The 26,793-nt window shown below is 59.2% G+C and carries 29 protein-coding genes and 2 pseudogenes; 13 read left to right on the forward strand and 18 right to left on the reverse strand.

The annotated features are described in order from the left end of the window. Positions 1–70 precede the first annotated feature (70 nt). Both AB3X96_RS27170 and AB3X96_RS27175 read left to right on the forward strand, forming a co-directional pair. On the forward strand, positions 71–1,063 hold the full coding sequence (locus AB3X96_RS27170) for a protocatechuate 3,4-dioxygenase (protein WP_368592154.1): 993 nt from the start codon (positions 71–73) through the stop codon (positions 1,061–1,063). Positions 1,064–1,133: 70 nt separating this feature from the next. Then, positions 1,134–2,483, forward strand: a complete 1,350-nt coding sequence (locus tag AB3X96_RS27175; protein WP_368592155.1) for a spinster family MFS transporter — start codon at positions 1,134–1,136, stop codon at positions 2,481–2,483. Positions 2,484–2,822: 339 nt separating this feature from the next. Here the strand turns inward: AB3X96_RS27175 and AB3X96_RS27180 are convergent. Next, a pseudogene (locus AB3X96_RS27180) lies at positions 2,823–2,963 on the reverse strand (IS6 family transposase); the annotation flags it as partial. A gap of 129 nt (positions 2,964–3,092) precedes the next feature. On the opposite strand from AB3X96_RS27180, the gene AB3X96_RS27185 reads away from it, so the two are divergent. From AB3X96_RS27185 to dmpG, 3 genes are read left to right on the forward strand one after another with little or no spacing between them, the layout of a single operon-like run. Continuing rightward, positions 3,093–3,905, forward strand: a complete 813-nt coding sequence (locus AB3X96_RS27185) for a 2-keto-4-pentenoate hydratase (protein ID WP_368592156.1) — start codon at positions 3,093–3,095, stop codon at positions 3,903–3,905. Positions 3,906–3,957: 52 nt separating this feature from the next. Beyond that, the gene (locus AB3X96_RS27190) at positions 3,958–4,899 is read left to right on the forward strand and encodes an acetaldehyde dehydrogenase (acetylating) (protein WP_368592157.1); all 942 of its coding nucleotides are present in this window, start codon (positions 3,958–3,960) and stop codon (positions 4,897–4,899) included. Positions 4,900–4,913: 14 nt separating this feature from the next. Continuing rightward, the gene (dmpG, locus tag AB3X96_RS27195; RefSeq protein ID WP_368592158.1) at positions 4,914–5,978 is read left to right on the forward strand and encodes a 4-hydroxy-2-oxovalerate aldolase; all 1,065 of its coding nucleotides are present in this window, start codon (positions 4,914–4,916) and stop codon (positions 5,976–5,978) included. A 158-nt stretch (positions 5,979–6,136) separates the two neighbouring features. Here the strand turns inward: dmpG and bphD are convergent, their stop codons facing one another. Genes bphD through AB3X96_RS27210 form a run of 3 tightly spaced genes read right to left on the reverse strand, consistent with a single transcriptional unit; the run spans position 6,137 to position 9,149 of the window. After that, complete coding sequence (gene bphD, locus AB3X96_RS27200; protein ID WP_176380460.1) at positions 6,137–6,994, reverse strand: 2-hydroxy-6-oxo-6-phenylhexa-2,4-dienoate hydrolase; 858 nt, start codon at positions 6,992–6,994, stop codon at positions 6,137–6,139. Positions 6,995–7,040: 46 nt separating this feature from the next. Continuing rightward, positions 7,041–8,222, reverse strand: a complete 1,182-nt coding sequence (locus AB3X96_RS27205; protein WP_368592159.1) for an acyl-CoA dehydrogenase family protein — start codon at positions 8,220–8,222, stop codon at positions 7,041–7,043. A gap of 30 nt (positions 8,223–8,252) precedes the next feature. Further along, entirely contained in the window at positions 8,253–9,149 is an 897-nt protein-coding gene (locus AB3X96_RS27210) for a VOC family protein (RefSeq protein ID WP_368592160.1), read from the reverse strand. 268 nt (positions 9,150–9,417) lie between these two features. On the opposite strand from AB3X96_RS27210, the gene AB3X96_RS27215 reads away from it, so the two are divergent. The 7 genes and pseudogenes from AB3X96_RS27215 to AB3X96_RS27245 all read left to right on the forward strand — a co-directional run bounded on the left by AB3X96_RS27215 (position 9,418) and on the right by AB3X96_RS27245 (position 13,899). After that, entirely contained in the window at positions 9,418–9,861 is a 444-nt protein-coding gene (locus AB3X96_RS27215) for a MarR family winged helix-turn-helix transcriptional regulator (RefSeq protein WP_176380463.1), read from the forward strand. 27 nt (positions 9,862–9,888) lie between these two features. Continuing rightward, complete coding sequence (locus AB3X96_RS27220) at positions 9,889–10,572, forward strand: RraA family protein (RefSeq protein ID WP_368592161.1); 684 nt, start codon at positions 9,889–9,891, stop codon at positions 10,570–10,572. A 2-nt stretch (positions 10,573–10,574) separates the two neighbouring features. Further along, a complete protein-coding gene (locus AB3X96_RS27225; protein ID WP_368592162.1) occupies positions 10,575–11,252 on the forward strand; it encodes an RraA family protein in 678 nt (225 codons plus the stop codon). Further along, positions 11,249–11,919 (forward strand): annotated as a pseudogene (locus AB3X96_RS27230) (4-carboxy-4-hydroxy-2-oxoadipate aldolase/oxaloacetate decarboxylase). Before AB3X96_RS27225 ends, AB3X96_RS27230 begins: the two are co-directional and overlap by 4 nt. A gap of 278 nt (positions 11,920–12,197) precedes the next feature. After that, positions 12,198–12,980 carry an ABC transporter substrate-binding protein gene (locus AB3X96_RS27235; protein ID WP_368592163.1) on the forward strand — a complete coding sequence of 261 codons (783 nt, stop codon included), beginning with the start codon at positions 12,198–12,200 and terminating at the stop codon, positions 12,978–12,980. 163 nt (positions 12,981–13,143) lie between these two features. Next, complete coding sequence (locus AB3X96_RS27240) at positions 13,144–13,470, forward strand: DUF190 domain-containing protein (protein ID WP_368592164.1); 327 nt, start codon at positions 13,144–13,146, stop codon at positions 13,468–13,470. 144 nt (positions 13,471–13,614) lie between these two features. Beyond that, positions 13,615–13,899: a hypothetical protein gene (locus AB3X96_RS27245; protein WP_368592165.1), complete on the forward strand. Its 285-nt coding sequence runs from the start codon at positions 13,615–13,617 to the stop codon at positions 13,897–13,899. Between the two features lie 29 nt (positions 13,900–13,928). On the opposite strand, the gene AB3X96_RS27250 is transcribed toward AB3X96_RS27245, so the two are convergent. The 13 genes from AB3X96_RS27250 to AB3X96_RS27310 all read right to left on the reverse strand — a co-directional run bounded on the left by AB3X96_RS27250 (position 13,929) and on the right by AB3X96_RS27310 (position 24,806). Then, entirely contained in the window at positions 13,929–14,177 is a 249-nt protein-coding gene (locus tag AB3X96_RS27250) for a hypothetical protein (RefSeq protein WP_368592166.1), read from the reverse strand. Between the two features lie 157 nt (positions 14,178–14,334). Beyond that, positions 14,335–14,763 (reverse strand): VOC family protein, encoded by a 429-nt coding sequence (locus tag AB3X96_RS27255; protein ID WP_368592167.1) that lies wholly within the window; start codon positions 14,761–14,763, stop codon positions 14,335–14,337. Positions 14,764–14,881: 118 nt separating this feature from the next. Then, positions 14,882–15,361: an SRPBCC family protein gene (locus AB3X96_RS27260; RefSeq protein ID WP_152852848.1), complete on the reverse strand. Its 480-nt coding sequence runs from the start codon at positions 15,359–15,361 to the stop codon at positions 14,882–14,884. Next, complete coding sequence (locus AB3X96_RS27265; protein ID WP_368592168.1) at positions 15,354–15,689, reverse strand: ArsR/SmtB family transcription factor; 336 nt, start codon at positions 15,687–15,689, stop codon at positions 15,354–15,356. Before AB3X96_RS27265 ends, AB3X96_RS27260 begins: the two co-directional genes overlap by 8 nt. 537 nt (positions 15,690–16,226) lie before the next feature. Beyond that, positions 16,227–16,853, reverse strand: coding sequence for an isochorismatase family cysteine hydrolase (locus tag AB3X96_RS27270; protein WP_368592169.1), 627 nt, complete (start codon positions 16,851–16,853; stop codon positions 16,227–16,229). Between the two features lie 55 nt (positions 16,854–16,908). Then, positions 16,909–18,261: an epoxide hydrolase family protein gene (locus tag AB3X96_RS27275; RefSeq protein WP_368592170.1), complete on the reverse strand. Its 1,353-nt coding sequence runs from the start codon at positions 18,259–18,261 to the stop codon at positions 16,909–16,911. Between the two features lie 25 nt (positions 18,262–18,286). Further along, positions 18,287–18,889 carry an alpha/beta hydrolase gene (locus AB3X96_RS27280; RefSeq protein ID WP_368592171.1) on the reverse strand — a complete coding sequence of 201 codons (603 nt, stop codon included), beginning with the start codon at positions 18,887–18,889 and terminating at the stop codon, positions 18,287–18,289. A 6-nt stretch (positions 18,890–18,895) separates the two neighbouring features. Then, positions 18,896–19,729 (reverse strand): enoyl-CoA hydratase/isomerase family protein, encoded by an 834-nt coding sequence (locus tag AB3X96_RS27285; protein WP_368592172.1) that lies wholly within the window; start codon positions 19,727–19,729, stop codon positions 18,896–18,898. Positions 19,730–19,815: 86 nt separating this feature from the next. Continuing rightward, positions 19,816–21,171: an epoxide hydrolase family protein gene (locus AB3X96_RS27290; RefSeq protein WP_368592173.1), complete on the reverse strand. Its 1,356-nt coding sequence runs from the start codon at positions 21,169–21,171 to the stop codon at positions 19,816–19,818. A gap of 53 nt (positions 21,172–21,224) precedes the next feature. Next, positions 21,225–21,662, reverse strand: coding sequence for a tautomerase family protein (locus AB3X96_RS27295; protein WP_368592174.1), 438 nt, complete (start codon positions 21,660–21,662; stop codon positions 21,225–21,227). Between the two features lie 151 nt (positions 21,663–21,813). After that, complete coding sequence (locus tag AB3X96_RS27300; protein ID WP_368592175.1) at positions 21,814–22,911, reverse strand: low specificity L-threonine aldolase; 1,098 nt, start codon at positions 22,909–22,911, stop codon at positions 21,814–21,816. 80 nt (positions 22,912–22,991) lie between these two features. After that, entirely contained in the window at positions 22,992–23,828 is an 837-nt protein-coding gene (locus tag AB3X96_RS27305; RefSeq protein WP_368592176.1) for an AraC family ligand binding domain-containing protein, read from the reverse strand. Between the two features lie 60 nt (positions 23,829–23,888). Continuing rightward, positions 23,889–24,806 (reverse strand): DMT family transporter, encoded by a 918-nt coding sequence (locus AB3X96_RS27310; RefSeq protein WP_368592177.1) that lies wholly within the window; start codon positions 24,804–24,806, stop codon positions 23,889–23,891. A 99-nt stretch (positions 24,807–24,905) separates the two neighbouring features. Here AB3X96_RS27310 and AB3X96_RS27315 point away from each other — a divergent pair, with 99 nt between their 5' ends. Next, on the forward strand, positions 24,906–25,802 hold the full coding sequence (locus tag AB3X96_RS27315) for a LysR substrate-binding domain-containing protein (protein WP_368592178.1): 897 nt from the start codon (positions 24,906–24,908) through the stop codon (positions 25,800–25,802). 182 nt (positions 25,803–25,984) lie between these two features. Here the strand turns inward: AB3X96_RS27315 and AB3X96_RS27320 are convergent, their stop codons facing one another. Further along, positions 25,985–26,755 (reverse strand): phosphotransferase, encoded by a 771-nt coding sequence (locus tag AB3X96_RS27320; RefSeq protein ID WP_368592179.1) that lies wholly within the window; start codon positions 26,753–26,755, stop codon positions 25,985–25,987. Positions 26,756–26,793: the final 38 nt, after the last annotated feature.

Genomic DNA, 26,793 nt, shown 5'->3' on the forward strand with positions numbered 1-26,793 from the left:
GCAGAGAAACGCGGCGCGGGACATCGGTCCCGCGCTTTGTCGTAAGCAAATTCGGAATTGATTAAACATCATGGCCAAAATCGTTGCTGGCGTCGCGACTTCTCATACGCCCCTTCTGACGCTCGGAGCTGCACAATGGATTCATCGGGCAAATGTCGATTATGAAAACCCGGAGCTCAACACGTCCGATGGACGGTTGATGACGTATTCGCAGTTGCTGACTGAAGTAGGGCCGCGCTACGAGAACGAAGTGGATGTTCCGACGCTGGCAAAAAAGGAGCAGCAATGCAATGACGCGTTAGACAAGCTCGCGGCATTCGTTGCTCAAGTCAAGCCCGATGTCGCGATCATCGTCGGTGACGATCAGGCAGAACTTTTCAACAGCGCCAATCAACCGGCGTTCGCGATCTACCACGGACAGACCGCATACACGATCGACAAGCTCCAGGAGCCGACGACGCCTGATTGGCTACGTACGGTGCGCAAAGGCTATATGCTCGATCAGGTCCACGGATTGCCTTGTGATCCCCAGATGGCGCTCGCGTTGATCAAAGGACTGATCGATGAAGAGGTGGATGTCGCGGCTTCGGACCACGTGGAGGACCCACTGGACAAGGGTTTTGGTCATGCCTATGGCTTCGTGGTCAAACGTCTGTTTGCCGGTCTCGCGATTCCGATCGTACCGGTGCTGTTGAATACCTATTTCAGTCCGAACGTCCCATCCTCGCGTCGTTGCTACAACGTGGGCCGTGCAATTCGTCGTGTGGTCGAAACGATCCCGGGCGACCAGCGCGTAATGGTCATCGCGAGCGGCGGTTTGAGCCACTTCGTGGTCGATGAACCGCTCGACCGTCAGATCATTGCGGCCTTCGAGAACAAGGACGCCGATTTTCTCCAGAGCATCCCGCGAGGCGCACTCAATTCCGGTTCCTCGGAAATTCTGAACTGGGTAACGGTGGCGGGCGCGCTCGAGCACCTGAATGTGCAGAGTGCCGAGTATTTCCCGCTTAGGCGAACTCCCGCAGGTACCGGCGTCGGCGCAGGGTTTGTTACCTGGGCGTAAAGGGCAGCAAATAAAAGAATGAATTAATCGATATAAATGCTCAGATTCTGAGCGTAACAGGAGACTGAAGATGTCCACCGCAGAAGCAACCCGGATTTCGACCCGGACTCGAGGTTACGAGCGATGGTTGTTGTTTTTGCTCGTTTTAATCTATGCATCCAGTATGACGGATCGCATTCTGGTCGCAATCGTCGGTCCGGTGCTCAAACGTGAAATGGGGCTTTCGGATTTCCAGCTTGGTTTGCTCAGCGGTCTCGCGTTCTCGATTTTCTACGCGACGCTCGGTATTCCAATTGGGCGACTGGCTGAACGTTATAACCGCAAGTTGATGATCTCGGTTTCGATTGTTGCCTGGTCTCTGATGACGATGCTTTGCGGTACCGCAGGTAGCTTCGCTTCGATGATGGTCTACCGTCTGGGCGTCGGTATCGGTGAAGCGGGCTCGACTCCGACTTCGCACTCGCTGCTTTCGGATCAGTTTCCACCGTCCAAGCGTGCAACCGTTTACGGTATCTACGCACTGGGACCGGCAGTTGGCGTTTTCATTGGCGCATTCGGCGGTGGTACGATTGCCCACCTTTATGGTTGGCGCATGGCGTTCTACGCATTCGGTTTCCCGGGTATCATCCTGGGCCTGATTGCTTATTTCACGCTGCGTGAACCGAAGCGTGGCAACTTCGACTCCATCGAGTCCAAGCATGTCCCGGCGCTCAGGGAAGTCCTTGCCGCGTTCGTGCGTGAAAAGCCGTTCTGGCAAATGTCTCTCGGTATCGTGACGACCTCAATTTCGATTTACGGCACGTTCATGTTCCAATCGATCTATATGGGTCGCACGTTTGGCCTGAATATGCAACAGGCGGGATTGACGCTTGCGATCGTCAATGGCGTTGGCGCATTCGTGGGCGGCTTGATCGGTGGCTATGGTTCGGACTTGATGGCGAAACGTGACCGTCGTTGGTACGGCTGGATTCCGGCGGTCGGATCGCTTTTGGGTATTCCGTTCACGATCATTTCATTTACGTCGATGAACTTCGCGGTCTCCACCGTCGCAATGTTCTTGATGGCGACTTCGCTGAACGTGTGGAACGGTCCTTCGTTTTCGGTGATTCACAGCCGACTCGAACCGCGTATGCGCGCCACGGCTTCGGCACTCGTGTTCCTGCTGATGAACCTTGTCGGCCAAGGACTGGGACCGGCATGGGTGGGCTGGATGAGCGACAGGTTCGCATCGAACATCTTTACCGGTAGCGGTGATTATGCGGCGGCCTGCAAGGCTCCGATCGCTGACGCAGTGGCCGCATCGTGCCACGTGGCAGGTACACAAGGTCTGCGGTATGCAATGATTGCCCCGATCATCATGGTCGCGATCGCAACGTGGTCGTTCTTTGCTGCGGCGAGGAGTATCGGGCGCTCGAAGTGATTTGAATCCGGGTAACAAGAACCCCCGCTTCGGCGGCAATGCCGTTCAGTTAATGTTTTTTCTACCGTACCGTACGGACTAACGCGAAGGGCGGGATTTGACGACCCGGTCGCATGCGCGCCCGGGTCGTTTTTCGTGTGCGCCCAGCAAGGGCGCATTCCTGCGGGTGCAAGTCCCGCCACAAGCTGGTCACAGTGAATGAAGTGAAGCGCAACTGCGCGAGGGCGACCGAATGTGGGGAGGAAGCGCGGAGCATAAATCGCGAACCAATGAACAGGAATCGCATAGAAAGCGCTGCTGAGCAGGGCGAGCGGGAACGAAACCGCAAAGCTCTCGTGAGCGCAGCATCGTCGTGTGGGCCAGCGACAAACCTCGTTCTACCATATTTTCCACAAGAGCCCGCAGACTGAGCTTGTAATGCAAGTACCAGCGGACACACACGATGATCACCTCGCGGTCGAAGTGACGACCTGCGAACAATTCCTCCCGGCTTTTCGGCTTGCTTGTTCTAGTCGGCTCTCTATTTGTTCAGTCCGACACGCTAACCGATTCGCCGGAGCTATTTGCATCAGAGCCCGAACCGCAGCCGGAGCGAGAGGAGAACAAAGGATGACGAAGGAGAACATTGAGGCCATCGCCGCGCGTCTGCGCGAAGCGGAACATACCCGCGAAGCGATCGATCCGGTGCGCCGCGAGGTCGCGCTGGGCGGCATTCCGCAGGGCGGTATACCGCTGGACGACATGGCGACCGCCTACGCGGTACAGCAGGCCAACGTCGATGCACGCGTGGAGGCAGGCGAGCGCATCGTCGGCCGCAAGATCGGCCTGACCTCGCTGCCGGTGCAGAAACAGCTCGGCGTGGACCAGCCCGATTTCGGCGCGCTGTTTGCCAGCATGGCCTACGGCGACCACCAGCCGATTCAGCTGGCCGGTCTGATCCAGCCGAAGGTCGAAGCCGAGATCGCACTCGTGCTCAGGCGGGGCCTGAAGTGCGACAAGCACACCTATGTAGACCTGATCAACGCCACCGATTACGCGCTGGCCGCGATCGAAGTGGTGGACAGCCGCATCCGTGGCTGGGATATCCGTTTCGTCGATACCGTGGCCGATAACGCCTCGAGCGCGGCCTTCGTGGTCGGCAGCCGCCCGGTACCGCTCGCGGACCTCGATCTGTTCAAGGCCGCCATGACGCTCGAACGCGACGGCGAAGTGCTGTCGCAGGGCAGCGGCGCGGCCTGCCTTGGCAATCCGCTCAATGCCGCGATCTGGCTGGCCGACCGCATGGTGCAGCTCGGTACGCCGCTGCGCGCCGGCGATGTGGTGCTGACTGGCGCGCTGGGACCGATGGTCGCGGTCACGCAGCCCGGTACCTATACGGCGCAAATCGAAGGCCTCGGCAGCGTGCGCGCGACATTCGCATAACAGGTCATTGCGCAGGTCTCGTCAACCAATTCTTCAGGATTCTGGAAAACACATGGCTTCGGCAAAACTCAAGGCCGCGATCATCGGGTCCGGCAATATCGGCACCGACCTCATGATCAAGATCATGCGGCACGGCAAGCATCTGGAAATGGGCGCGATGGTCGGCATCGACCAGAACTCGGACGGCCTCGCACGCGCCGCGCGTCTGAGCGTGGCGACCACGTTCGAGGGCGTGCGGGGTCTGGTGAACCTGCCGATGTTCAAGGACATCGATGTGGTGTTCGACGCCACCTCGGCAGGAGCGCATGTGAAGAACGACGCCTTCCTGCGCCAGCACAAGCCCGGCATACGCGTGATCGACCTGACGCCGGCGGCCATCGGCCCGTATTGCGTGCCGGTGGTGAACCTCGAAGCGCACCTGGCAGCGCCGAACGTCAACATGGTGACCTGCGGCGGCCAGGCCACGATCCCGATGGTGGCGGCCGTATCGCGCGTGGCCAAGGTGCACTACGCCGAGATCGTCGCCTCGATCAGCAGCAAGTCGGCAGGCCCGGGTACGCGCGCCAATATCGACGAATTTACCGAAACGACCTCGAAGGCCATCGAAGTGGTCGGCGGTGCCACCAAGGGCAAGGCCATCATCATCCTGAACCCGGCCGAGCCGCCGGTGATGATGCGCGACACGGTGTATGTGCTGTCCGAAGCGACCAGTCAGGCCGAAGTCCAAGCCTCGGTCGAGCAGATGGCCAAAGCCGTCAATGCCTATGTGCCTGGCTATCGCCTCAAGCAGAAGGTGCAGTTCGATGTGATCCCCGAGAGCGCGCCGCTCACTATCCCGGGCCTCGGCAAATTCAGCGGTCTCAAGACCTCGATCTTTCTCGAAGTGGAAGGCGCGGCGCACTACCTGCCAGCCTATGCCGGCAATCTCGACATCATGACCTCGGCGGCGCTGGCAACGGTGGAGCGCATTGCGGCTTCGGCAGCGGCGGCATAAAGGACTATTTACCCATGAGCAAGAAACTCTATATCTCCGACGTGACGCTGCGCGACGGCAGCCATGCGATCCGCCACCAGTACTCGATCAAGAACGCCCAGGACATCGCCCGCGAGCTGGACAAAGCCCGGGTCGATTCGATCGAAGTCGCGCATGGCGACGGCCTGCAGGGCTCGAGCTTCAACTACGGCTTCGGCGCGCACAGCGACATCGAATGGATCGAGGCGGTGGCCGACGTCGTGACGCACTCGCAGATCGCCACGCTGCTTCTGCCGGGTATCGGCACCATCCATGACCTGAAGGCGGCATACAACGCCGGTGCACGCATCGTGCGCGTGGCCACGCACTGTACCGAGGCCGACATCTCGAAGCAGCATATCGAGTATGCGCGCGAACTCGGCATGGATACCGTGGGCTTCCTGATGATGAGCCATATGACCTCTCCGGAGAATCTGGCGCAGGAAGCGAAGAAGATGGAAAGCTACGGCGCGACCACGATCTACGTGGTGGATTCGGGCGGCGCGCTGAGCATGAACGATGTGCGCAGCCGTTTCCGCTCGCTGAAGGCGGTGCTGAAGCCGGAAACCAGCACCGGTATTCATGCGCACCACAACCTTAGCCTAGGCGTGGCGAACTCGATCGTCGCGGTCGAGGAGGGCTGCGACCGTATCGATGCATCGCTGGCAGGGATGGGCGCCGGCGCCGGCAATGCGCCGCTGGAAGTGTTCATCGCCGCGGCAGAGCGCATGAGCTGGAACCATGGCACCGATCTATACACGCTGATGGATGCGGCCGACGATATCGTGCGGCCGCTGCAGGACCGCCCGGTGCGCGTGGACCGCGAGACGCTCGCGCTCGGCTATGCCGGAGTGTATTCGAGCTTCCTGCGTCACTCGGAAGTCGCCGCGAAGAAATACGACCTGCGCACTGTCGACATCCTGGTCGAACTGGGCAAACGCCGCATGGTCGGCGGGCAGGAAGACATGATCGTCGACGTCGCGCTCGATCTGCTCAAGCAGCAGAGCGCAGCAAAACCGTCAGGCACGCAGAGGACACGTTCACGACCCGAAACAAACTGAAGTACACCGAAGCCGACATCAGCCGTCTCGTGAGACCAACAAACAGGTTTAGTTGCGCGAACGCTGTCGACGTTGCGTCGATAAAAAACAACAAAAAACAAAAAACCCTGACAGATTTCGATCTGTCAGGGCTCATTACGCACAGCAGGCGGTGCGAATCAGTCGCGCAGGAAGTCGATGATCAGACGGTTGAACTCTTCCGCGTGTTCCCATTGTGCCCAGTGGCCGCATTTCGGGAATACGTGCAGGCGTGCATCCTGCATCGTGTTGATCATGCGCAGACCGTGATCGATAGGGACGAAACGATCGTCACGGCCCCACGTGATGAGCGTCTTGTGCTTGATCTCGGGGAAACGTGCCGACAGGTCCATCGATGTCGAGGGCATGATCTTGCCGCCTTCTGCCCAGTTTTTCAGGTGGTTCAGGTTCGACTGGATATTGTTCCAGCGGCCTTGACGCAGTTCCTCAGTAATACCAGCCGGGTTGTAGACGAAGACTTCGAGCATGGCCTCGAAGTTCTCGTACGAAGGCTGCGCGTAAAGACGCGACATACGCTTGATGCCTTCTGCTGGCTGCGGCTGAAAAAGGCTCGGACCTTGCGCACCGGGGCCCATCAGAATCATCTTGTCGAGGCGATCAGCGAAGTCGAGAGCGAATGCGATGGCCGTCGCGCCGCCCATCGAGTTGCCGACCAGATTCGCCTTGTCGAGACCGAGGGCATCCATCACGCCCTTGATTGCGCGTGCGTTCAGCACATTGCGCGGCGTGTCCGTCATTTTCAGTTCATCGGATTTGTTGAAGCCAGGCTGATCGAGCAGGATGACGCGGAAACCCGCTGCCGCCAGTGCTTCGATATTGCGGTAGTAATTGCTCCAGCCGCTCGCACCCGGACCGCCGCCGTGGAGCATGATGACCGCAGGGCCAGCGCCCATGTCGTTGTAGTGGAGCTTGAAATTCTCGAGGCGCGGTTCGTTGATCGTCACGAACTGGCTGGTACCTGCTTCGGTAAAGGACATTTGGTGTGCTCCAGAAATATCCGATTTAGAAATTAGTGCCCGACGATTAGCGGGAATATTGCAACGGCGGCAGTGCCTCACCGAGCAGGAAACCGCCGAGCGTCCCTGCGTTATCGTCCGCGTTCTGCGTGATGTGATTTGCGGCCGCCATCACGTCGCGCATGATGCGCTGGATCGGCTGGTCGTTAAAAAGCCCTTTCGCCGCAGTTGCCGTGAACAGCAATTGCACCGCTTCCTGACAGTCACGACCGACCGATGCGACATCGAGCCTGTACAGCACCTGGTCTTCAATCGGGATCAGTTCACGACGTTGCACAATCTTTGTCGTTTCGATCATCATTTGGAGCAGACGGGCGCGCGCCGAGCGCACGAGCAGCACTGCGTTGGCCAGCCTGTCCTTGACGTAGGGGCTCGAGCTGACGGGCTTGCCGGTCGTGCCATTCCGCCGCGACTTCATCTGCTCGATGTAGTGATCGATCGCGCCCTGAGCCATACCGACTGTGACCGCCGATACCGAACCCGCGAAAATCTGCACGAACGGGAACAGGAACGCGGAGCCACGAGGGTCCATCGAGTAATCGGAAATACTGTGTGTCCGATGTTCGGGAACGAAGACCTTCTCGACAAGCAGACTCTTGCTGCCGGTGCCGCAAAGACCCATGACATGCCAGTCATCGATGACCTGGTAGTCGGATCGTGGAAGCAGTAAGCTGAGTTTGTCGATGGGCTTGCCTTCATCGTCGCGCTCGAACGCGCCGAGAATCACCCATTCACCGTGATCGGTACCGCTCGAAGTCGGCCACTTACCGTCGATGATGTAGCCGCCCTCGACCTTTTTGACCGAACCGACCGGCGCATAGGATGACGCGACAATCACGTCATCCTTGGCCGACCATACGTCGTCACCGGCCTGCTGCGGAAAGAGCCCGAATTCCCACGGATGGACGCCCAGAATCATCATGTTCCAGGCGCTGGAGCAGCAGCCGCGGCCGAGTTCCATCAGCACCTTGAAGAACACAGCCGGATTCATCTCGTAGCCGCCCCAGCGACGCGGCTGGAGGATACGGAAAAAACCTGCTTCAACGAATTTTTCGATGATGTCGGCGGGGACCGAACGTGCGGCCTCGACTTCAGCAGCTCGCTCGCGCAGCCACGGAATCATGACGCGAGCACGCGCCACCAGTTCATCTTCTGTCGGAATCTGCGTCGCGACTTCTCTACTGTTCATAATATTTCCTTTTTTTATGCAGTCATTCGATCAGCCAAATTTATGACCCCAGTCGCTCAACCGCGGGTGCGTGGACACCTTCCAGGTTGCGTCGTCCACGACGATCCCGCCATGGCCGTATTCGACGGCGAATCCTGAAGGCGATTTGACATAGAACGAGAACGTGAGATCGTTAGGATGACGGCCCAGATGCATGAGCATCGGCAGACCGGCAGCGATGCAGCGATCGTATGCGAGCCCAACGTCGTTCATGTCCTGAACCTGGAGCATCAGGTGACCGAGACGTTTGTTGCCTGGCATCGTGCCTGTGGCCAGCGAATGATGACGCCCACCAGTCGTGTGCATGAATGTCACATCGACTTTGACGCCGGGCGCAAGTTCTGCGCGGATATAGTCGCTGAGCTTGAGGCCCAGGACCTTGCGATAGAAATCGACAGATTGATCGAGGTCTTTTGACCGGATCACGATGTGGCCGATTCCGAGCCTGCCGGTCTCGAAACTACCGCGCATGACCTTCGAATGCCAGGCGTCGGTCATCGGAGCGATATGAGGCCCGGTGTAGAACGCGTGACGGAAGCCCGAAGGATCGTCGCAGTGGTAGAGCATCTCGACCCGGCGTTCCCCGCACAGTGCCGGACCTCCTCGCTCGACGGCCTGACCGATACCCCGAAGACGTTCGACGTAGGCTTCGAGTTTCTCCGGAGTCTCGAACTCCCAGCCCGCTTCGAAGATGTCTTCGTCGTCGCTTTTCTGAACGAGAATCCGCTGCACGTACTCGTCCATACGCAGCGTCAACGAATTACCGTCCGGCGCGGCCTTCACCTGGAGCCCGAGGATGTCGCTCGCAAACCTGGACCACGCTTCAAGGTCCTGTGCACCGACTACCACGTAGCCCAGATTCGATATTTCGGCACCCGCGTCGCTCATGTTGTGTTCTCCAGTGTTCCGAATTGCATGGCCGGTCCTCGACCAGGTTTCCGGCCAGGGTCTCGACCAGGGTCGCAACAGATAATATCAACGTCATGTAGTATTGCGACCAAGTACTTTCCCTTAAATATGCGGGTTTAGCTGCGCATTGACCCGTATATCATAAGGCGACATTAGCGTTACATGGGGACGCGACTGCGGCTACAATGACAGTCCACGAACGTTCTACTATTACGATCGAGGCGCAATCTTTTCCAAGGCCCGAAAAATGAGCACATCCATTCGAATTTTCTTCCTGATTCAACAATTAAACCGGCTGGTCGTCAGTCGCATCGACGAGACACTGAACGGCGAGAACATCACGGCCCGCCAATTCCTTCTTCTCGATCTGCTGTCCAACCATGAACCATGCTCCAGTGCAGAACTGGCGCGCCGTGCTCACATGACAGCCCAGGCTATGGGCGAGTCGGTGAAAGCGCTGGAACAGCGTGGGCTTCTGGAAAAAATGGCAAGCGAGAACGACGCGCGAGCACTCCGCATTCAACGCACACCACTCGGATGGGAGACGTTCATGCGTTGCAGCGAAGCCGTGAACAAAGCTGAAGAAGAATTCTTTTCGTGCCTGGCATCGTCCGAAGTGGCGCGTCTGCGCGGGAGTCTCGCATTAGTGCGCGAAATCGCGATCGACGCCCTCAAGAGCGCGGAAAATTGAACGACCATAGTTCGTCGGAGAAGCTGTATGGTCCACAAAGGAAAATCGACGACAACGAAAGATGAAATTGTCCATCGCCTGGGGCGGCTGGACTGCTGTGCAGTGTCAGACGCGCTCGACAAGTTCGGGCTTTCGGGCGTCGTGACCGGCGTCCCCCAGGCATCGGGATCGAAACGCATCGCAGGCCGCGTGATCACGATGAAACTCGCGCCGGGTGAGCCGCCTCCGGGACCGCCGCGCCATCTGGGCACGACAGCCGTCGAATTCGGGGATCCCGATTCCGTGATCGTCATCGAGCAAACGAGCGGCGTGGACGCCGGGTGCTGGGGCGGCATACTATCGCTCGCAGCCAAGGTCAAGGGAATCGCCGGCGTCGTCGCCGATGGTCCGGTTCGCGATATCGACGAATCGCGCGAAATCGGATTCCCGGTCTTCACGCAGAAACTGACGTCGCGAACTGCACGCTCGCGCATCGTCGAAAAATCGGTCAACGAACCGGTCACGGTTTTTGGTATCACGACGAATGCCGGCGACTATGTCATTGCGGACAGCAGCGCCGTGATCTTCATCAGCGCCGCCAATATTGCCAAGGTGATCGAAACTGCCGAAATGATCGTCGGCAAGGAAGCGCTGATGGCCAAGGCAGTGTTGGCCGGCACTCCCGTCCACGAAGTGATGGCCAGCAACTACGAATTCATGCTCAAGGATTGATCATGTCTGAAATCGAAGTCGACAAGAATGTCGAGCGCGCGGCAAAACTCGAAACCGCGACGCTGAGCGATGCACTCGATCGTCTGGGCCTGCCCGGCCAGTGTTACAAGATCAAACCGCGTGACCCGTCGTTTCGTATGGCTGGCCGTGCGTTCACCATACTCTACGGTCCGGCTGGTTCGCCCGCTGGTACGGTCGGTGATTTCATCGACGATGTGCCTTCGGGATCGGTCATCGTGCTCGACAACGGCGGTCGTGAAGATGCGACGGTATGGGGCGATATCCTGACCGAAATCGCGCATCGTCGCGGCATCGCGGGCACAGTGATCGACGGCATCAACCGCGACGTCCATCTATGCCTGTCGCTCGGCTATCCGGTGTTCTCCAAAGACAACTGGATGCGCACGGGCAAGGATCGCGTGCAGGTAGAGGGCACAAACGTACCGGTCACGATAGGAAATGTGCGTGTCGCGCCCGGCGATCTGCTGCGCGGTGACGCAGACGGCGTGATCTCGATTCCGAAGGAACACGAAGAACGCGTGCTTGCCGCTGCCGAAGAAATCGAAGCCGCCGAAAAATCGATTCGCGAAGCGGTCGCGACCGGCATGCGCCTCGATGACGCTCGCGCCCAGTTCAAGTATCACCAGTTACAGACGCGTCGCACCGGAGACCAGGTATGAGCGAGCCCCGTTTCAATCCGAAGACGACCACCAGGCTCGATATCAGGCGTCCGAGCCCGGATCTTCTGGCGCAGGCTTCTGCTCTTCCTGCCGCGACGCTCCACGAAGCAGCGGGCAAGATCGGGGTCATGCCCCCCGCGATCAAACCCGTGACCCCCGGATGCAGGATCTGCGGACCTGCGCTCACCGTTCACGCACCGGGCGGCGACAACCTGTGGCTGCATCGTGCGATCTATGCAGCCGACCCGGGAGACGTTCTGGTTGGTCCGTGGGGGACGCCTATGAGTATGGCTACTGGGACGAGGTCATGTCCACTGCGGCTCTTGCGCGCGGTCTCGGCGGCCTCGTGATCAATGGCTGTGTACGCGACCAGCGGTTGCTCGCAGAAATGGGTTTCCCGGTCTATGCGCGTGGCCTGTGCATCCGGGGTACGGGCAAGGACTTCGGGGCCCGTGGCTGGATCAATGCGCCGACCCGCTTCGACGATGTGACGGTTGAAGCCGGTGATCTTATCGTCGCTGACGAAGACGGTGTGGTCGCGATTCCGGTAGCCCGTGTTGCTGAAGTGATTGCCGCTGCGCAAGCTCGTGAGGCCAGGGAAGCAGATCAGATGCGTCGCATCCGGGAAGGGGAATCCACGCTCGCCATTTTCGGCTGGGATGAGTGATCCCGTAACTGGAAAAAGAAAACCCCGCCGAAGTGGTAATGCTGTTGAGTTAAGCGACTGGTTTCACTGCTCCGGAACAGGTTTTATTTGCAAAGAACCAAGAGCTATTTGCCCGCCGAAGCCCGATGTCGGCCTATGCGCGGCCTGCATGAATTGATTTTTTTAATGAATTTGCGCAGACGGCCGGAACAAGGTCGAATGTTGGGTTTCTCGCGGCGGGCGTATAACGCTGCGCCGCCTTTTTGAATTCATCTAAAAAAGACCGATAAGGAGCAACAATGAAAGCCACCTTGGCCACCCTGACGATTGCACTGCTGGCCGTAGCGTCCGGGAGCGCAATCGCCAAGGATTGGTCGACCGTGCGGTTCGGGGTCGACGCGAGCTATCCGCCGTTCGAATCGAAAGCCGCCGACGGCAAGCTCGTCGGCTTCGATATCGATCTCGGCAATGAGATTTGCCGCCGGCTCAACGCGAAATGCGTGTGGATCGAGAATTCGTTCGACGGCATGATTGCCGCGCTGAAAGGCCGCAAATTCGACGGCGTGCTGTCGACGATGTCGATGACGCCCGCGCGTCAGGCGCAGATCGGGTTCTCGTCGAAGGTGTTCCGCATTCCGACGCGTCTCGTCGCGAAGAAGGGCTCACCGATCGAGCCGACGCCGCAAGCGCTGAAGGGCAAGCGCATCGGCGTCGAGCAGGGCTCGATTCAGGAAACCTACGCGAAGACGTATTGGGAGCCGGCCGGCGCGGTGATCGTGCCGTATCAGGATCAGGATCTGGTGTATTCGGATCTGCTCGCCGGCCGTATCGACGCGTCATTACAGAACGCGGTGCAAGCCGATATCGGCTTTTTGCGCACCTCGCGCGGCAAGGACTTCGGATTTGCCGGCAATCCGCTTTACGACGCGAAAACGCTCGGCAGCGGCACGGCGATCGGTTTGCGTAAAGAAGATACCGATCTGCAGGAAAAGATCGACAAAGCCATTGCCGATATCCGCGCCGACGGCACTTACGACCGCATTGCGAAAAAGTATTTCGATTTCGACGTGTACGGTCAGTGAGCCGGGACCGCGCGGCACGTGGCCAGCTTCGACCTGGCACTCGCGCGGCCCGACATCTACACTGTGGTCATGACCTTCCTGAGCCGTGATGTGGCGAGCCGGTATGGCGAATCGGCTGCAACCGGCGCTTCCCCGGCCCGACCCGCATTGGGGAGGTACTGACATGCACGGCTTTCAGATCACGTTCTTCACCCAGCAGGGGCGCAGCCATCATGGCAAGCCGCTTGCCGACTGGCTCGTGCGTCTCGCGGGCGAACTCGGCCTGCGCGGCGCGACCGTGATTCCAGCTTGCGAAGGCATCGGCCATCATCACCGCATTCACTCCGCGCACTTCTTCGAGCTTGCCGATCAACCGTTGTCCGTCGTGATGGCGGTGACGAGCGACGAAGCCGATCGGCTGTTCGATCGTCTGCGCGCTGAGGGTTTGCATCTGTTCTACGTGAAAACGACGGCCGAGTTCGGCGTCGTCGGAGAAGACGACGGGGCCTGAAGGCCCCGCTCTCGATGGCAAGTCCCAAAGCTCGTTTTCTCGACCTGGTCCGTGTACGCGCGCGGGTATCCAGCCGCACAGGGCTGCGATGGGCATGTCGAATGCTTCGCTACGGGAGCCGAGTCATCCCAGGGAGAGCGAATCATGCGACAAGTTGCGACAAACATGCTGATCGCGCTATCGGCCATTGCGTTGATGGCGGGCGCGTCCGGCTGCAAGCGGTCGGCCGAGAACGGCCGCATCTCGACGGGCCAGATGAGCAGCGGCGTGATGAGCAATTCGGCGAGCCCGCGTGGCACACCCGGCGATAGCGACGCGGCGAAGCGTGCGAACGACGAGGCGGGCGCGGCAGCGAGCGCATCGCCCGCCGCGAGCCACGCCGCGGCGGTCCACAGCACGCCGGCGAGCGGGGCGTCCGCGACGCAGTAGGCGTCGCTCAGGCGCGGCGCATGACAGAACTATTCGTCCAACGGATCGGGGTCGCCCAATGCGGAGTCGATCGGGCGCTGGGCATTGTCGACGGCCTCGCCGATCGCGGGCTTGCCGCGCAGCGCGGAGCGCGCATGCCGCGGAGCGGTCCAGGCTTCGAGGTCGCGAGCGTCGGTACCAGTGCGATCGATTCGCGTGGTGATCGACGAACCGCCGGCCGGGTCGTCCTCGACGAGCACGGTGATGGTGAAGCCGCGGTGGAGATGAACTTCCTGCATCGACGGTTCTCCTGGCTGGTTCGCTTTCGGCGCAGCATGCGCCGTTCCATGCGCTCGGGGGCTCCTGCTCTTATCGATTTCGTCCCGGTTTCGCCCGGATGGAACGGGACGCGGAACCGCGCGCAGCAGGTGACTCAACGAAGGCCCGCTCCAAAGGCTATGCCGCAGGCTCCTCGTGCCGCACGTTGACCATCCACGGCACGCCGAAGCGGTCGATCAACGTACCGAAGCCGCTGGTCCAGAAGGTCTGCTGAAACGGCATCGTGACCTGTCCGCCATCCGCCAGCGCGTTGAAATATTTCTCGCCGGACGCCTGGTCGTCGGCGGTGATCGACAGGCTGAAGCCCGCATGCACGGTATCGCCGCCGCGGCAATCGCCATCCGACATCAGCACGTGCGTGTTACCGATGACGAGCGTCGCGTGCATGATCTTGTCGGCGTGTTCGGGCGCGACCGGGTGAGCGGGATCGGGTGGCGCGTCTTTCGCGCGCAGCTTCAGCAACTCCTGCGCGCCGAGCGCCGAACGATAGAACGCAATGGCTTCCTCACAACGGCCGTTGAAGTACAGATAGGGTTGGATTTCCATGCTGGTTTCCTGAGACGGGCGAGGGTAGGCAGACGATTCTATCAGCGCGATTTCGCGGACGGACGGCTATCGAGCCTGCGATCAAGCGATGCCTGCTGCGCTTCAGTGTGGCCCCGCTTCATGCCTTCCCGGCATGACTGCCGCCATTGGCTGGATAAGCCTCCTGCAACGCAATCGAGCCGGTTTCCAGCAGCGATTTGAGGTTGGACATGATCTTCGGCCAGCCGCCCGACACCGCCTCGATGAACTTCGACTGATCGCGCTCGATCGTGTGCGTGAGCGTCAGCTTGACCGCCGTTCCGCTCGGTTCGAGCTCCATCGTGCAGCGCGAATCGCCTTCGGCCTGCAGCTCGGGCCGTTTTTGATGCCGCCAGCGAATCACGAGGCGCCGCGGCGGCACAGCCTCGATGATCTCGCCCGCGTCGAAAGTCTCCCCCGCGCTCGACACGAGTTTCCACGACGAGCCCGCCGTCCATTCGCTATCGCAGTGCATGCCGAACCAGTACTGCTTGATGAACTCCGCGTCGGTGAGCGCCGACCACAACTGTTCCGGCGTGGTGCGGATATAGGTCACGTAGACGAATGTCGATCTAGTCATTGCCTTTCTCCAGGCGTCGTTTCAGGGAAGAGAGCGCCTTCAGGCGCGGTTTTTCGAACTTGGCAATCCAGCGCTCGTAGATCTGCTGCAGCGGCACTGGATTGAGGAAGTGCAATTTCTCGCGCCCGCTGCGCACCGTCACGACGAGGTTCGCCGCTTCCAGCAGGCCCAGATGCTGCGTCACGCCTTGCCGTGTCATGTCGAGGTGCTCGCACAGGTCGTTCAGGGTCTGGCCGTCGTGCCCATGCAGCACGTCCAGCAGCTTGCGCCGGCTCGGATCGGCGAGGGCTTTGAATAGCAGGTCTGTGTCGTCGGGGAGCTCGGCCATGAACGGCTATAGGCAAGTGATCTGTTGCATTTACTATAGGCAACAGATTGCTTGCATGTCAAGGAGAGTGAGGAAGCCTCGTAGGTCTCACTATCGGTGCGCAACAAAGTCTGCGGCATCGGCGAAAACCACGTTGTCCTTCTCGCCGCACTGGGACCGGAACTGCGCTTGAATCGCTTTGCGCGAGCATATCGGAAGCGAGCTTGCGTGACTGAACGCGATCTGCGAGCGGCACGATGAATAACAGGCCCGCTGTGTATCCGAGCTGGGTCAGCGAAGAAATTAGACTTGCGCGCGTCGGCGACACACCGAACGTCGATGCTATCTGTGGCAGCAACGGCCGATGGTAGTAAATGACCGAGACGGCGAGCGCACAGCTTATCGCCATCAGCAAGAGCGGGCGACGGGAGATCACGCTCGCCGGCACACAGACAGGTCGCTGTGACATCGCGTGGAAATGGTGAGTTGAATGAGCGCCCGTGGCCAGGCACGGGCGAGTCCGCTCTCTCGCACCAACTGCACGTATTTTCGGGAGACTCAGACCGTAGGTAAGGCCGCAATGAGCTCGCGTGCGCTGACGATATTGTGCGCGTACGTCGGTCCGTTCAGTTCGTGCGCTGCGCGCATCATTTCGCGTTTGAGGGCAGCCGTGGCGTCCTTGACCAGGGTGACGTGATAGCCGAGTTCCGTTGCATATCGCGCGGTGGCCTCGATGCAGGTGTTGGCAAGCAATCCCACTACGACGATGTGTGTGATGCCATGCTGCTTGAGCTGGAAATCGAGATCGGTGTTGGCGAAACCACTTGAGCCCCAATGCTCCTGCGCCACGATGTCGCCGGGTTGAGGAGCGAATTCGGGATGCCAGTCGCCACCCCATTCGCCCCTGGCGAAGTGATGGCCTTGCATGATCTTCTGCTGGCTTGGGCTCGGGTGGCACCAGCATTCGTAGTCACCCGGTTGCCAGCGACGATGCGGGACGATCACGACCTGGATACCTGCATCCCGTACAGCCTTCTGGATGGCGCGGAGGTTATCGAGCAGCCTCACCTCGTGTGCAATGTCCTTGATAAACGGCCAGACCTTGCCACCTTCTGACAGGAAGTCGTTATATGGATCGACGAGCAGTAATGCGGTCGACTTGGCGCTATACGGTTGGGGTTCCATGTGGAATCCTCCCGAGAGATTGGCAAGACAAACTGTGTTGCAGCAAATACGCTGATTACGTGCGCAAGTGTCGAAACCCCGCGCGAACTTCCTCTGCAAACAGTTGCGGCTGCTCCCACGCCGCAAAGTGTCCGCCGTATGCCGGCCTGCTGTAGTAGTTGAGCTTGTGGTATGCCTGCTCGGTCCAGCTTCTGGGGGCCTGATAAAGCTCTCCCGGAAAGACCGTCACGGCAGCCGGGATGGAAACGTCAGCCGCATCGAGTGCCCGTAGGTGACTCTCCCAATAAATCCGTGCGGATGAAATCCCGGTGTTCGTCAGCCAATACAAGGTGATGTTGTCGAGGACATCGTCACGCGTCAGTTCTCCTGCGGAATGGCCATCCTCTGTACGGTCTAGCACGGCGGAGGTGAGTGTCGTCGCTGGCTGGGCATAGCCGTCACCGTGGTCAAGAAGCCATGCCGCGAGGGCAATGGGCGAATCCGCCAATCCATAAAGCGTCTGCGGGCGTGTCTTCATTTCAAGGGCATAGCCAAGATGCCTGGAGTACAGATTGCCCAACTGCTCATACGCGAGCTTTTCATCGGATGAAAGACTTGCCGGTGGCGGACTGCCATTCTGGAGCGCTTTTGAAATTTCGGGAGGCACAGTAGCCGGCAGGTTGACATGAATGCCCAGCAGTTCTGGAGGCGCCTGTTTCGCCATCACATTCGAAACGATGGCACCCCAATCGCCGCCTTGCGACACAAAGCGGGTGTATCCAAGCCGCGTCATCAACTCGACCCACGCCCGCGCGATACGCTCTGGACCCCAGCCCGCGGTGGTTGGCTTTGCTGAAAAACCATATCCGGGAAGAGACGGGATCACGATATTGAATGCATCCGATGCACTCCCCCCAAATGCCGTTGGATTGACAAGCGGACCGATGATCTTCAACTGCTCGACTATCGACCCTGGCCAGCCGTGCGTGACGATGAGAGGTAGTGCATTTTCATGCCTTGATCGAACGTGAATGAAATGAATATCGAGCCCATCTATCTCAGTGACATACTGGGGTAACGCATTGAGCTTTGCTTCGCACTTGCGCCAATCGTAGTCCGTCGCCCAATGGTGTGCGAGCTCCTGCATCATCGCAAGTCGCACGCCTTGTGAATCGTCCTGGACCGTCTCGCGGTCCGGCCACCTCGTCATCCTGATGCGCCTTCGCAGTTCCGTGAGCTCCACGTCGGAGAAGTGAACACGAAAGGGATGGATACGGCTAGTTTGACCGCTGGATTGAATCGTGGCCTCGGTTGCGGCCTGACTTGTCTGGGCAAAATCGAACGGAAGCAGCGTCCCCGCGGCCGTCGCCGCTGCCACACTGAAAAATCGGCGGCGGGCGGCTGAATCTGGATAGCTTTTGCTGGGCATAATTTGTCCCCTCGAGGTCGGTCTACTAAGCACGGGAGTCTGGCCGAAGATACTGAATGAACCACTCAAGGGCGGCTGTCGAAGATGCCTCGAATTGGTCAAGGTATGGATCGCAGTGGTCACCTTCGACGAGGGCCAGCTTCTTGGGTTCGAGCGCCTTCTCATAGGCAGCCAGCGCCAGGTCCGTCGGAGCGATGGTGTCGTCCTTCGCCACCACCATCAGGAGTGGCGTAGGCGATATGCGATCGATCCAGTGTCCTGGCTCGTACATTCGCGCGTTGAGTATCGAACGCAACGTAATGCGGTTTTCCCAGGAGCCTTCCGACAGGTCCTGCAGGTAAAAATCGACGATCGCCTTGTTGTAGTACACGGCCGGATCGCTTGTGTCGTGGCTCGCGACTTTTTGGTAGATCGGTCCGTCACCACGCAAACGGGAACGGTCGTCTTCTGCCAGACGCTCATGAAGTTCAGGTAGCTTGTCGGCCGATACACGTCGCAGGCCGGAAGCGTATCCACTGATGGTGGGAATCTGTGCGACGACAGCCTTGATTCTGCGGTCAGTGGCACCCAATACGAGCGCGTGACCGCCCGTGAAGCTCGAGCCACATATGCCGATTCGCTCAAACATCGCCAGTCAGCTGCCAAGGCCCAGCAGCGCATCGCCGAAATTGCGCTCGAGTTCGCTTCGGGTCTGCATTCCACCCGCAACGAGCTCCTCGAGACGAGTGCGTACTGCAGGTTCTTGCACGGATTGCTGGAACAACGCGGCATCGTGCCGCACATCCGCAAGCGGGGGAAGTGTGACGTCATTGATGCGACGCTTGTTGCGCACTAATGCCGTTCGGGGGAAGCCGGCCAATCGCTTCGCCAGCCTTTCGACGAAGGGCGCCAACTCGTCATGAGGCAAGGCCCGGTTGATCCAGCCATAGCGCTCTGCCAGGACAGCGCCGTAGTCGTGGCCTGACAGGATGGCCTCCATCGTCCGGTTGCGGCCTAGCAGGCGCGACAGATGTTGAATTGCACCCGCACCGGGTAACGATCCGACACCGGCTTCGAACTGGCCGAATACGGCACGCTCACGAGACGCAAAGGTCATGTCGCATGCGAGCGCAAATTCACTACCTGCGCCTCTTGCGTACCCGGCAACCTGTGCAATTGTCACCGGGCGTGCGTCGCTAAGACGCCGCAGCAAGCCACCCAGTCCACCGCTCGCTGGTCCGCCTATCCTGGCGGCTTCGCCGGTGTATTCCGGCACGCGCGTGATGTCGACGTGCGGAATAAAGAACTCTGGGTCAGCGCTTGAAAAAACGACGACGCCAATGTTTTCGTCGTGCTCCAGCTGATCGAGCATGTCGACCAGATCGCGTACCAGAGAGGGGTCGATGAGGTTCATCGGAGGATTGTCGATCGCCGCAAACAGCACGCCCGAGTCAACCCTGCATTTGATTGTCGCGAAAGCGTAAGTCATATAAAAATGTAGTACTAAATACTGGTAAAAGTCGATAACCTGGTTTCGTTGAATTGAGCGGAGAGCGCGCTAGTGGTGCGAAGTTCCTACGCTTTGCGCAAGGGTCTCAAACCCGCGCGTACCTCCTGCGCAAACAGGTGCGGTTGCTCCCACGCCGCAAAGTGGCCACCCTTGTCGGGTCTGTTGTAGTAAATGAGGTTGTGGTACGCGCGTTCCGACCAGCTGCGTGGGGCCTGATAGTTTTCGCCAGGAAAGGCACTCACGGCAGCGGGCACGGTAGCGCCTACGGCTGCATAAAAGTTGAACTGCGACGCCCAATAGAAGCGGGCTGCGGAAACTCCCGTGTTCGTCAGCCAGTAAAGCGTGATGTCGTCGAGCACGTCGTCCAGCGTCACGGTACCCGCCAGGTGATCGTTGATTGTTCGCCCATACACGGCCGACGTGAGTGCCGCCGCAGGCTGCCCATATCCGTCGGGATGGTCAAGCAGCCAGCCTGCTAGCGCGACCGGGGAGTCCGCCAGGCCGTAGAGCGTTTGCGGGCGAGTGCCCATCTCCACCGCGTAGGCGCGCCGTTTGGACAACGCACTCAACTGCCCATACGCAAGTCGTTCTTCTTCTCCGAGGTTGGCGGGAGGCGGATCGCCCGCTTGCAGTGCCTTGACGATCTCCGGAGGAATCGTTGCGGGGAAGTTGGTGTGAATGCCCAGCAACTCCGGAGGCGCCTGCCTGGCCATAACGTTCGAAACTATCCCACCCAGATCGCCGCCTTGCGATGCAAATTTTGCGTAGCCCAGGCGCTTCATCAAAACGACCCAGGCACGTGCGGTGTGCTCGACGCCCCAGTCTGGCGTGGTGGGCTTGCCGGAAAATCCGTAGCCGGGCAACGACGGAATCACCAGATGAAAAGCATCTGAGGCGCTCGCGCCATATGCCGTGGGATTGGTAAGAGGGTCAATAACCTTGAGCTGCTCGATGACCGAGCCTGGCCATCCGTGCGTGACGATGAGCGGCATTGCATCGTCGTGTTTCGAGCGAACGTGGATGAAGTGAATATCCAGCCCGTCGATTTCGGTTACGTAATTCGGCAGCGCGTTCAGTCTTGCCTCGCATTGGCGCCAGTCGTAATCGGTCGCCCAATATCGCGCGAGTTCCTGAATCATCGCAAGCGGCACGCCTTGCGAGTCATCGGTGACCGTTTCGCGCTCGGCCCACCGGGTTGCCTTGATGCGTCGCCGCAGGTCGATGAGTTGTGGTTCGGGAACGTGCACGCGCAGTGCGCGAATCGCGCTCTTGTCGCCGTTCCCCGGTTCGACAATTTTGGTAATTGCCTGATCCGTGTCCGCGAAAGTGAGCCTGCTCAATGACCCTGCAGCGATGGTCGCGGCCGCTGCGCCAACAAGGCGACGGCGAGATGGCGATTGGGGAAAGCGGTTGTCTTCCATTTGATCATCAATATGAAATGAAGCCAGAAGTGTCAGCGTTGCTTAGGAGATGGTTAGCCGCGACCGAGGAGGTACGCCTTGTCTTCAGTTGACAACGCGTCAAGCCACTGGGCCTCGCGCCCTGGCTCAGGAAGGACTTTGCCGTATTCGACCATCTGTGATGGAGGCAGCTCGGAAAGGTATACCCAGACGTAGCGGCTCTGCGTCCTGGCTGCATCTGCGATCGCACTCACGATGGCGTCCAGGAGTCGCCGCTTCTGATCCGCCGTCCGTCCGGCACGGATATGCCCGTGGACAAAAATATGATCGGCGTTCAGCGGCTGTCCGCCGAGAAAATGATTGCCCTGGGAGATATCCTGAAAGATGACCTGGGCAAAAAAGCCCTGGGCGCCTGTGGCCCCGCTGTGCGATTCAGTGATACGGGAAGCAATGTCCTGCTTCATCTGTGCGGTCAGACGGTTTGCAGCTGCTGAGACGAGATAGGTGGGCATCTGGAACTCCATCAAGCGGTGCATCGGGACATATGGAATGCGACGTCAGTCGCGTCGAAAACAAGTCGGGAGCATTGGCACTTTCTGAGTCGGCAACCGAATTGCATGCTCCGCAACAGCGCCGGGCAGGCGTTCACGTTTCTATTGGCGGCTAGTACACGGCTCCTTTCTGGACGCCGACCGCGTACGTCGATTTGTTCGCGGTAGTGGCGTGTTCCTCAGCGACGGACGCAATGATGTCGATTGCTTCCAGGATCTGCTGACGCGAAATGTTGAGATAAGGGATGGCGCGGACGCCGTCTGCACCGGATGGCAGCACATAGAGTCCCCTTGCGTACAGCTGATCAACGAATTCGCCGGCCGGAAGCGATGAGATCCCAAACCGGACGATGTTGGTTTCCACTGTTGCAACGTCAAGCGAGATGCCGGGTAGTCCGGCGATCCCGTTCGCAAGCAGCCGTGCCTGCTCATGGTCCTCTTGCAGGCGTTCGCGATGGTTGCGTAGCCCATAGAGCGCGCCGGCAGCAATGATGCCTGCCTGCCGGAACCCGCCGCCGATCTGTTGCTTGAAACGACGTGCCCGGGCGATGAAGTCGCGGGGGCCGGCGAGTGCTGATCCGATTGGAGCGCCCAGCGCCTTGGAGAAGCACACGCTGACGGTATCAAAGTGCTTCGCATATTCGCGCTCGGGAATGTGGGTCGCTGCGCTCGCGTGCCACAAGCGTGCGCCGTCCAGATGCAATGCGATTCCCTTCGATCGCGCGACATCGCAAACATTCGCAAGCCGGTCAATCGGCCAGATTTTTCCACCGCCAATGTTGTGGGTATTCTCCAGGCAAAGCAGCTTGATGGGGGCCGGTATCGTACTGGGGAAGAAACGATGTGGGCTACCCAGTGCATCGAGAACGTCTTTGGGCGAGAAGACTCCCCGAACGCCGGCAAGAAGGCGAGGCAGTACGCCAGAGAAGGCAGCCGGCGCGCCGCCTTCGAGGATATAAACGTGCGCGTGCTGGTCGAACAAGACCGCATCGCCTGGTTCCGTATGGGCCCGGATTGCGACCTGGTTCGTCATGGTGCCCGTGACCATGTATACGGCATCTTCTTTTCCGAGAAGGGCTGCAACTTCACGCTCCAGTTCCTTGACGGTCGGATCGTCTCCGTAGACGTCGTCGCCCACAGCCGCGGACGCCATCGCCTGACGCATTGCGTCGGTCGGCTGGCTACAGGTATCGCTGCGCAGATCAATCATCTTTGGCTCCATGAGAGAGGCATGCGGTCACCAGATAGTGCGCTGGCTATCCGCCCTGGATTTGGACAAACTTGCGAATATCACTGGCGCGCTACGCCAGGTGGGACGCCAAAAAATCGACGGAATTCCCGGCTCAGATGCCCCTGGTCGTAATATCCGGCGGCGATTGCGACCTGCCGCAACGGGTGGCCCTTCAGAAGAAGATGTCTTGCCATCTCTACGCGTCGTTGGACCAGGTAAGCATGAGGCGCTACGCCAATCGCCTCTTTGAATGCGCGAAGCAGGTGAAAGGGACTCATGCCGGCGGCCTGCGAAATGATGTCCAGTGTTGGATTTTCTGCGATATGCGCGTCGATATATTCGCGGGCGCGCTTCACTGCCCCCGGAATCGTGGCCAGTCGTGGTATCGGGTGGGACATCTGCCCGTGACGTCGCACCAGTTGTGCGACCGCCGTTGCGAGGCGTGACGTCTTCTCGAGTTGTGTGGCGTCATTCGACTCAGAACAGACATGTGCCTCCCGTATCAGCGCCATTGTCTGGGGATCGTTTATGACGGTCGCGGGGAAGTACAAGGTCCCCGAGAAATTCTCGATTTCTTCCCTGAGCAGGCCTGTGAGGCCCGTTGCAGGCATGTAGATCATCCGGTAGTCCCACCCGCCCTCGGTAGCTGGGCGGCCTTCATGCAAGTGGCCTGGATTGATCACACAGATCGTGCCTTCAGGCATGATGACGCGCCTCCCATGTCCGTCCAGCCAGGCTTGCGCGCCGCGTTCGATCACGCCGAAAGCGAATTCATCATGCGCGTGAGGAGGGAACCGGTGCGTGCGGTATGCGGCCCGCAGCAATTCCGAGCCGGCGAACGACGGCTCGTACCAGAATTTCGCCTGATTGGGGCGGGAGGAGGTCGGCGGTTTCATCGAAGTCCCCAAACAAATCAAACGACCAGACTGACAGTGTTCCGGTCATCGCGACCGCGCTCAACCGATTGCCGATCGAGTCTGTGGTGCGGTAACTGGCTTCGCACCCGGCCGTTTCTGGAGCAGGTAGACTCCTGCGAGAATGGCCGCCATCGCGATCAGATCGAGTGGCCGCATCGGTTCGTGACCGATCGATAATCCCAGCAGTAACGCAATGACAGGCGGGATATACGTCACGCTGGAAGCCGCGACTGCGCCGAGCCGTCCGACGATGAAGTAATACAGGATGTAGGCGATTCCCGTCCCTGACAGCCCGAGCCCCATGACAAGACCAAGCGCCGCTCGTGCGTCATCCGTCACGCGGCCCATGCCATGGAATTCCGTGACGCAACTCAGCAAGACCAGTGCGAAGCCGATTTGCCAGGTTGAAAGCGCCAGTGGCGAAAGGTCCAGATCGAAAAGAAACCGTCGTGCGTACACGAACGAGCATCCGACGCTGAGCGAACCGGCGGCCATATAAAAGACACCGACCAAACTCACGCCACTTCCATGCGCATTCCATGGCTGCGCGATCGTCAACACGCCAAGGAAGCCGCACCCAATGCCTACGATCATCCGCGCAGTTGGACGCTCCTGGCGCAAAAGTGCCCACGCGGCGACGAAAGAAAATAGCGGGATTGCTCCACTTAGCATGCCCGCCACACTGGAGAGCAGCAGTGCCGCTCCCTTCGCGAATGCGTAGTAGTAGACCACGGTGGCAAGCAGGGACATCACGAGGAAATGATGTGCATGGCGCAGATGCCGCCATTTCAGCTCACCCCTGATCAGGGCCAGGGCGAGAATAGGAAGGAAGCCGAACAAGGTCCGGAGAAAGACGATCTGGGACGCCGATAGGTCAACGCTCGCCCATTTCATGAACACGAAGTTAGTGCCCCAGATGAGGCCGAGAGCAGCGAAGGCGAGGTAGGCGGGGTTCATTTTGGCGAGCTCGAAGAAAGTTTCGTTTCTTCATTGTGGTCACGCCGACGATGCGGTACAAATGATTTAAACTTGCCGATGCTATAGGAAAACTATGCCATGAAGCTCATTCCACCGATGAAAGCCTTGGTGGCAATGGAAGCTGCGATGCGCTTGGAGAGTTTTACTCGGGCGGCCGAGGAACTGAGCGTGACGCCCGGAGCAGTGGGCCAGCAAATCCAGAAGCTCGAGGAATGGTTGGGCGTCGCCCTGTTTGTACGGCAGATACGGCAGGTGACTCCGACTCCTGAAGGTCGCGCATATTTCGCGCGAATCCAGCCCGCACTCACGGAGATCGTGTATGCGAGCCGCCGGTTGCGGGAACGTCAAAATAAAAATCTGAGGATTTCGATGCCGCCGAGTTTTGCCGCAAAGTGGTTTGCCCCGCGAATGGCAGACTTGCTGCAGGCGCATCCGGGGCTCGCGCTCAGTCTCTCCACATCCGCCACAATGGTCGATTTCGAGCTCGATGCCGTCGATCTCGCGGTCCGGCACTTCGATGGCGTCGACCCGCGGCTTGCCGTGCAACTTCTGTGTACCGACGAAGCGCGAGCATTCTGCAGTCCGGCTTACGCGAAAAAGTTAAGATTGAAGCGGCCCGAAGACCTCCAGTCCGCGACGCTGCTTCACAACACGCTGCATCCTCATTGGAGGGCGTGGTTGACACGATTCAGCAATCTTGCCGATGAGCAGATCGAGGCGATCGTCGGCATTGAGTTCGACCAGTCGTTGATGGCGATCGACGCCGCGGTGCGTGCGCAAGGGGTCGTCCTGACCAGTGCGATTCTGGTGGAAGGCGAGCTTGCTGCGGGTTCGCTTGTGGAGCCGTTTGGAAAAGCGTTGCCGTTGTGCGAGGGATACTATCTCGTACACCCCGATGCGGACGAGCTTCAACCAGGTGTGAAGGCGCTGAAAGCGTGGATGGCCGAGAGGATGGCTGTAAAAAGCTCAGTTTGATGCCGGCCGAACACACGCAGGTTAATGTGGCAGGCGCGAAGCCGATCAATATGTGATGTCTGTGGATATCCGTGAAATGGGATGACTTACGACCGCGTGTACATCCCTGCGCGCAGGCTCATGCCACTGGTCTCTACAGGTAGACCCGAAAGCGAAACGATTCGGGGTACAGCTGCGCGCCATCACGAACCCGCGATGAACCGTTCTATAATCGGTGTAAATTTTTCAGGCACTTGTCCCAACAGCGTTCCAGCATACACCCTGAGCCACTGCCGAACGCTTTTCTCGGAAATCCCTGATTCACCGCAATACCTGTTCAAATAGTATTCGGCGATTTCCGTACCGGTAAAACTCCACGCTACATACGAGCAAGCGGCATCCGCCGCCGGATCGCCCCTGCTGACCTGGAGCAGATCGATAACCGTGTACTTCGCGCCGTCAAAAAAAACGTTGCCCGCATGAAAATCGCAGTGACATAACGCCTGACCATCCGGCAGACCGCCCAGAACCCCCAGGAGGTTTTTCTTGAGATCAGCGGAAAGCCTGTCGTTAATCACCAAGTCGTCGTGAAAACGCTGTTTGAGATCCGGCATCCACCCAGTCTTGTCATACTTTTGCAAGCGGCACTGGAGAGCCACAAGAACATCCAGCGTGTCTTTACATCGCACCGGATCGCGGCGCGCCGGATCGCGGAACTCCTCCGACATCACTTCGCCTTTTACCCGGTCCATGCGTAAACCATATCGCCCGTCTACGAGGAGTATTTCGTAAATCATCGGCCCGGGGAAATTCACGAGCTCCAGATTCGCCATGATGTACGCTTCGCTGAAGACGTTCCTCTTTGGATAACCTTCGCGATACAGTTTTACCGCGTGCTCTCCCTTCGCATACACCGTGGCTTGCGCTCCTCTCCCCACTATCTCGCCAAACAATGCTTCAAAATCGCAACTCATGTTCAGCATTCCTCTGCCGCGAATTTGGGAGCAGTATA

The organism is Paraburkholderia sp. BR13439 (genome assembly GCF_040948805.1).
Lineage (GTDB): Bacteria > Pseudomonadota > Gammaproteobacteria > Burkholderiales > Burkholderiaceae > Paraburkholderia > Paraburkholderia youngii.

Excerpts from the sequence above, each read along its gene's own strand:
- AB3X96_RS27320 (WP_368592179.1), bottom strand. The coding sequence starts at position 26,755 with ATGAGTTGCGATTTTGAAGCATTGTTTGGCGAGATAGTGGGGAGAGGA.
- AB3X96_RS27210 (WP_368592160.1), bottom strand. The coding sequence starts at position 9,149 with ATGAGCGACGCGGGTGCCGAAATATCGAATCTGGGCTACGTGGTAGTC.
- AB3X96_RS27285 (WP_368592172.1), bottom strand. The coding sequence starts at position 19,729 with ATGACTTACGCTTTCGCGACAATCAAATGCAGGGTTGACTCGGGCGTG.
- AB3X96_RS27205 (WP_368592159.1), bottom strand. The coding sequence starts at position 8,222 with ATGAACAGTAGAGAAGTCGCGACGCAGATTCCGACAGAAGATGAACTG.
- AB3X96_RS27290 (WP_368592173.1), bottom strand. The coding sequence starts at position 21,171 with ATGGAAGACAACCGCTTTCCCCAATCGCCATCTCGCCGTCGCCTTGTT.
- AB3X96_RS27245 (WP_368592165.1), top strand. The coding sequence starts at position 13,615 with ATGCGACAAGTTGCGACAAACATGCTGATCGCGCTATCGGCCATTGCG.
- bphD (WP_176380460.1), bottom strand. The coding sequence starts at position 6,994 with ATGTCCTTTACCGAAGCAGGTACCAGCCAGTTCGTGACGATCAACGAA.
- AB3X96_RS27235 (WP_368592163.1), top strand. The coding sequence starts at position 12,198 with ATGAAAGCCACCTTGGCCACCCTGACGATTGCACTGCTGGCCGTAGCG.
- AB3X96_RS27220 (WP_368592161.1), top strand. The coding sequence starts at position 9,889 with ATGGTCCACAAAGGAAAATCGACGACAACGAAAGATGAAATTGTCCAT.
- AB3X96_RS27315 (WP_368592178.1), top strand. The coding sequence starts at position 24,906 with ATGAAGCTCATTCCACCGATGAAAGCCTTGGTGGCAATGGAAGCTGCG.
- AB3X96_RS27185 (WP_368592156.1), top strand. The coding sequence starts at position 3,093 with ATGACGAAGGAGAACATTGAGGCCATCGCCGCGCGTCTGCGCGAAGCG.
- AB3X96_RS27270 (WP_368592169.1), bottom strand. The coding sequence starts at position 16,853 with ATGGAACCCCAACCGTATAGCGCCAAGTCGACCGCATTACTGCTCGTC.
- AB3X96_RS27175 (WP_368592155.1), top strand. The coding sequence starts at position 1,134 with ATGTCCACCGCAGAAGCAACCCGGATTTCGACCCGGACTCGAGGTTAC.
- AB3X96_RS27265 (WP_368592168.1), bottom strand. The coding sequence starts at position 15,689 with ATGGCCGAGCTCCCCGACGACACAGACCTGCTATTCAAAGCCCTCGCC.
- AB3X96_RS27190 (WP_368592157.1), top strand. The coding sequence starts at position 3,958 with ATGGCTTCGGCAAAACTCAAGGCCGCGATCATCGGGTCCGGCAATATC.
- AB3X96_RS27275 (WP_368592170.1), bottom strand. The coding sequence starts at position 18,261 with ATGCCCAGCAAAAGCTATCCAGATTCAGCCGCCCGCCGCCGATTTTTC.
- AB3X96_RS27255 (WP_368592167.1), bottom strand. The coding sequence starts at position 14,763 with ATGGAAATCCAACCCTATCTGTACTTCAACGGCCGTTGTGAGGAAGCC.
- AB3X96_RS27240 (WP_368592164.1), top strand. The coding sequence starts at position 13,144 with ATGCACGGCTTTCAGATCACGTTCTTCACCCAGCAGGGGCGCAGCCAT.
- AB3X96_RS27280 (WP_368592171.1), bottom strand. The coding sequence starts at position 18,889 with ATGTTTGAGCGAATCGGCATATGTGGCTCGAGCTTCACGGGCGGTCAC.
- AB3X96_RS27250 (WP_368592166.1), bottom strand. The coding sequence starts at position 14,177 with ATGCAGGAAGTTCATCTCCACCGCGGCTTCACCATCACCGTGCTCGTC.
- dmpG (WP_368592158.1), top strand. The coding sequence starts at position 4,914 with ATGAGCAAGAAACTCTATATCTCCGACGTGACGCTGCGCGACGGCAGC.
- AB3X96_RS27305 (WP_368592176.1), bottom strand. The coding sequence starts at position 23,828 with ATGAAACCGCCGACCTCCTCCCGCCCCAATCAGGCGAAATTCTGGTAC.
- AB3X96_RS27300 (WP_368592175.1), bottom strand. The coding sequence starts at position 22,911 with ATGATTGATCTGCGCAGCGATACCTGTAGCCAGCCGACCGACGCAATG.
- AB3X96_RS27295 (WP_368592174.1), bottom strand. The coding sequence starts at position 21,662 with ATGCCCACCTATCTCGTCTCAGCAGCTGCAAACCGTCTGACCGCACAG.
- AB3X96_RS27215 (WP_176380463.1), top strand. The coding sequence starts at position 9,418 with ATGAGCACATCCATTCGAATTTTCTTCCTGATTCAACAATTAAACCGG.
- AB3X96_RS27260 (WP_152852848.1), bottom strand. The coding sequence starts at position 15,361 with ATGACTAGATCGACATTCGTCTACGTGACCTATATCCGCACCACGCCG.
- AB3X96_RS27310 (WP_368592177.1), bottom strand. The coding sequence starts at position 24,806 with ATGAACCCCGCCTACCTCGCCTTCGCTGCTCTCGGCCTCATCTGGGGC.
- AB3X96_RS27170 (WP_368592154.1), top strand. The coding sequence starts at position 71 with ATGGCCAAAATCGTTGCTGGCGTCGCGACTTCTCATACGCCCCTTCTG.
- AB3X96_RS27225 (WP_368592162.1), top strand. The coding sequence starts at position 10,575 with ATGTCTGAAATCGAAGTCGACAAGAATGTCGAGCGCGCGGCAAAACTC.